This is a genomic window from Mesorhizobium sp. M6A.T.Cr.TU.017.01.1.1 (assembly GCF_004023115.1).
Lineage (GTDB): Bacteria > Pseudomonadota > Alphaproteobacteria > Rhizobiales > Rhizobiaceae > Mesorhizobium > Mesorhizobium mediterraneum.
Window position 1 is genome coordinate 1 of sequence record NZ_RZTA01000243.1, and the last position, 2,196, is coordinate 2,196.

Below are 2,196 nucleotides of genomic sequence, written 5' to 3' on the forward strand. Positions count from 1 at the left end.
GCAAAGCCCGCCGCAAAGGTTGAGCCGAAAGGCGCCGATGCCGAGGGCGACGATACCGACGAGGAAGCCGAGGCCGAAAAGCCAAAGAAGGCGAAGAAGGCGAAGATCGCCGAGCCCGATGACGAAGCCGACAAGAGCGCCGCCGCCGCCGAGCGCCGCCGTTGCGCCGGCCTGTCCTCGCTGTCTGCGCAGGCTGACCGCCTCGGCGTTTCGTTTGACGCTTCGGCCGCGATTTCAAAGGGCATGAGTGTCGACGCGGCTCGCGCCGCCATCCTCGACGCCGCTGCGGAAGGCGACGCCGACGAGACGACCGCAATCGCGGCGCCGAAGAACAAGGCCGACAAAGCCGGCAAGACGATGGATGCGGAGGCGAAAACCGCCGCGTGGAAAAAGGCAATGAAGCGCCGCTAAGCGCATCAACGGGAGATCGACGTAAATGCCCATTTTTAACGAAGGCCGCCGTCCCGGCGTACACATCATGAGCGAGGCCGCTGGCGCCACCGGCGGGATGCGCTCCCGCGAAGTTGGCAGCATCACTGGCGCCGCCGCGCTGCTCTCGGGAACCGTGCTCGGCCAGGTCAGTGTTGGGGCCGCCGTCGCTGCCGCCAAGGGCGGGAACACCGGCAACGCCACGATCTCCGCTGTTGTCACCGGTGCTGGCGCTAAGACCGGCGTCTATTCGGTGGAATTCACGGCCGCAACCAAGTTCGACGTGGTTGACCCGGACGGCTTCAAGATCAAATCCGGCGCCACCGGTGCCGCCTACGCCGACGACCTCGGCTTCACCATCACGGTTGGCGCGACGCCGATGGTTGCCGGTGACGGCTTCAACATCACCGTTGCCGCTGGCACCAAGAAATACAAGGCGCTCGACACCGCCGGTGTGGATGGCTCGCAGGTCGCCGCTGCAGTTTTGTTCGCGGACGTGGACGCCACCGACGCCGATGTGCCCGGAGTCGTCAACGTCCGTGAAACGGAAGTGAACGACGAGGAACTCACCTGGCCCGCCGGCATTTCGGCCGGCGCCAAGGCGGCTGCAATCGCGGCTCTTGCCGCAAAAGGAATCATCGTTCGCTAAGGCAGCGACGGGGACAACGGGGAACCGCAACTATGCATATGGATATTTTTAACGACGACGCGTTCTCTGCGGTGTCCATGACGGCGGCGCTTGAGGATTTCGAGTTCAAGCCGAATCTGATCGGTTCGATGAACCTCTTCGAAAACGTGCCGATTGCTACGACCTCGGTTTCCGTGGAGCGGCGCGGGAACACCCTCGCCATCATCCCGACGACGGAGCGCGGTTCGCCTATCACCGAAGGTAAGACGGACGGACGCAACATCCGCAATTTCAACACGACCCGCATCGCCAAGGGTCACACCCTGCAGGCGTCAGCCATCCAGAATATCCGGGCATTCGGCACGGAAACCGATCTGGAAACCATGATTGCCTATGTCGGCCGCTACGAACAGAAGTTGGTCGGCGACGTCGAACTGACCTGGGAGCACATGAAGCTTGGTGCTGTCATGGGCAAGGTGCTCGATGCCGATGGCTCGGTTATCATCGACTGGTTTTCCGAATGGCAGATTGCGCAGCCGGCAGAAATCGACTTCGCGCTGGACACCGCTGATACCGATATCGAGGCGAAGTGCCGCGAGGTTCTTGAGGTCATGCAGCGCAACGCCAAAGGCGCGTGGACCATGGGATCTTATGCGGTCGGCCTGTGCGGCAAGAGCTTTTTCAACAAGCTTACCGCGCACGCCACCATCCGCACCGTTTATCTCAACACCGCCCAGGCGCAGACCCTCAACAAGGCCTTCGGCCCCGCCAATGGCTCCCCGTTCGGCGCCGGCTCCTATGCCAGCTTCGATTACGGCGGCATTCTGTTTATCCGCTATCGCGAAGCCGATGGCTTCGACTTCGCTGTGGACGAAGCAACCGTCAACGCTAAGGGCAAGGACAGCCTTGGTATCCAGTCCAAGCGGTGCAAGTTCTTCCCGGTCAATGCGCCAGGCGTATTTCAGGAAGCTTTCTCGCCAGGCGAGTCCTGGGATTGGGCGAACACCCTGGGTCGGCCGCTGTACTCGCTCATGATCCGCGACGAGAAGCGCAACTTCTGGGTTCGCCCCGAGGTCTATTCCTACCCGCTGTATATCTGCACGCGGCCGGAAATGCTGCTTCGCGCCAAAGAGGCGGCC

At 62.3% G+C, this 2,196-nt stretch carries 3 protein-coding genes; all 3 read left to right on the forward strand.

Annotated features, from left to right (window positions below):
- Positions 1 to 411 (forward strand): hypothetical protein (locus EOB36_RS34590; protein ID WP_164897715.1); only part of this gene is annotated, 411 nt, incomplete at its 5' end.
- Between the two features lie 25 nt (positions 412 to 436).
- Positions 437 to 1,078 (forward strand): head decoration protein, encoded by a 642-nt coding sequence (locus EOB36_RS34785; protein ID WP_206637236.1) that lies wholly within the window; start codon positions 437 to 439, stop codon positions 1,076 to 1,078.
- Positions 1,079 to 1,110: 32 nt separating this feature from the next.
- Positions 1,111 to 2,196: major capsid protein (locus tag EOB36_RS33670; protein ID WP_164897716.1), on the forward strand; the 1,086-nt coding region annotated here is incomplete at its 3' end.

Bases quoted from the DNA above. Each gene is read 5' to 3' on its own strand.
- EOB36_RS34785 (WP_206637236.1), top strand. From the start codon at position 437: ATGCCCATTTTTAACGAAGGCCGCCGTCCCGGCGTACACATCATGAGC.